Raw genomic sequence first — 1428 nt, forward strand, 5'->3', positions numbered from 1 at the left:
ACCGCACGCTGCGCGGCGAGACGGCACGCGCAAGCGCTTGACCGTGCTCGACGCCATGGTCGAAACCAGCACATCTCACGACGGCTCGCTTCATTCCGCTTGACTCGCCGGACGGCTACTCAGAACTTGTAGGTCGCGCCCACGATCCCGTAGTAGTTGCTGCGCGACTGGACGATCGGACTGTCGCCGTAGCGGCCGAGCAGCCGCGTCACGCCGCCGGTCGCGAGCACCGACCAGTGCTGCGACAGGGTCCAGTTCCATGCGACCGCCATCGACGCGCTGTCGATCCCGCCGCTCGTCGAGTACGGCCGGAACCGGCTCGTCATCGACTGTGCGTCGGTCACGCCGTAGAACGTCTGCGTATAGCGCCCCGAGCCCGCATGCACGGTGCCCGTCACGATGATCTCGTGCTGCGAGGTCTTGAACACCGGCACCGCGAGATCCATGTGCCCCGACACGCCGTGCGACGTGTGCGTCACGGGTGTGTCGATCGTGACGCTCAGTTCCGCCGCGTTGAACAGCGTCACGCCCGCACGCACGCCGACCAGCACCGAGCCCGGAATCCGGCCCATGCCCTTCAGGTAGGCGGAGCCTGGCATGTCGAAGCGGTTCTCGTCGGTGCGGCCCGCGTCGTAGCTCACCGCCGCCGACACGAACACGCCGTGCGGCAGGTCCAGCCGGTAGCCGGCGCCCTCGGTGCTGTCGATGAAGAAGCCGTTGCCGAACTTCGCGGAAAAGCCCGGCGCAACGACGCCGCGGGTCTGATTGCTGCCCTGATAGCGTGGCGCGAAACCGCCGCCGAGCGACAGCGAATACTGGTTTTCCGCATGGGCGGCGGCGGCGAGGGTCAGGCCGGCAAGCGGCATGCAATAGCGGTAGCGGCGGAGTATTGGGCGCACAATATTGAGATAAGAGTGACGGAGCCCGCAGTCTAGGTGCCGCCCTGCGCCGAGACTGTCCTGAATCTTCGGGGAATCTGTGCTCAATTGTGTTCGATTGTTCGAGATTGTCGTCCCGCTCCCCCGGCCGTCGGTGCGCCGGATAGAATTCGCGTGCCGCGCCGCACACTGGCTTGCCCGTGTGTGAAATGGCGCGTGCATCTCGAGGAGACCATGAACGAAAATCCGCTCAAATACCGCGTACTGCTGATCGAGGACGACGACCGCTTGGCGCAACTCGTCCGCGAATACCTCGACGGCTATGAATTCGCGGTGACGGTCGTCCGGCGCGGCGACCTCGCCGTCGCGGCGGTGCGCGAGCACCAGCCGGCCCTCGTGATACTCGACCTGATGCTGCCGAACCTCGACGGGATGGAAGTCTGCCGACGTATCCGCGCGTTCACCAACGTCCCCGTGCTGATCCTGACCGCGCGCCTGGACGTCTACGACCAGGTCGCGGGCCTCGAGACGGGCGCCGACGACTACGTGA

2 protein-coding genes are annotated in these 1428 nt (G+C 66.0%); one reads left to right on the forward strand and one right to left on the reverse strand.

Going from position 1 to position 1428, the window contains the following annotated elements:
* Window positions 1-119: 119 nt before the first annotated feature.
* Window positions 120-866, reverse strand: coding sequence for a MipA/OmpV family protein (locus JYJ84_RS36640; RefSeq protein WP_175221350.1), 747 nt, complete (start codon window positions 864-866; stop codon window positions 120-122).
* Window positions 867-1112: 246 nt separating this feature from the next.
* Here JYJ84_RS36640 and JYJ84_RS36645 point away from each other — a divergent pair.
* On the forward strand, window positions 1113-1428 hold a 316-nt coding region (locus JYJ84_RS36645; protein WP_205190298.1), incomplete at its 3' end, for a response regulator.

The sequence above is a fragment of the Burkholderia sp. LMG 13014 genome (genome assembly GCF_905232215.1).
Lineage (GTDB): Bacteria > Pseudomonadota > Gammaproteobacteria > Burkholderiales > Burkholderiaceae > Burkholderia.

Excerpts from the sequence above, each read along its gene's own strand:
- JYJ84_RS36640 (WP_175221350.1), bottom strand. The coding sequence starts at position 866 with ATGCCGCTTGCCGGCCTGACCCTCGCCGCCGCCGCCCATGCGGAAAAC.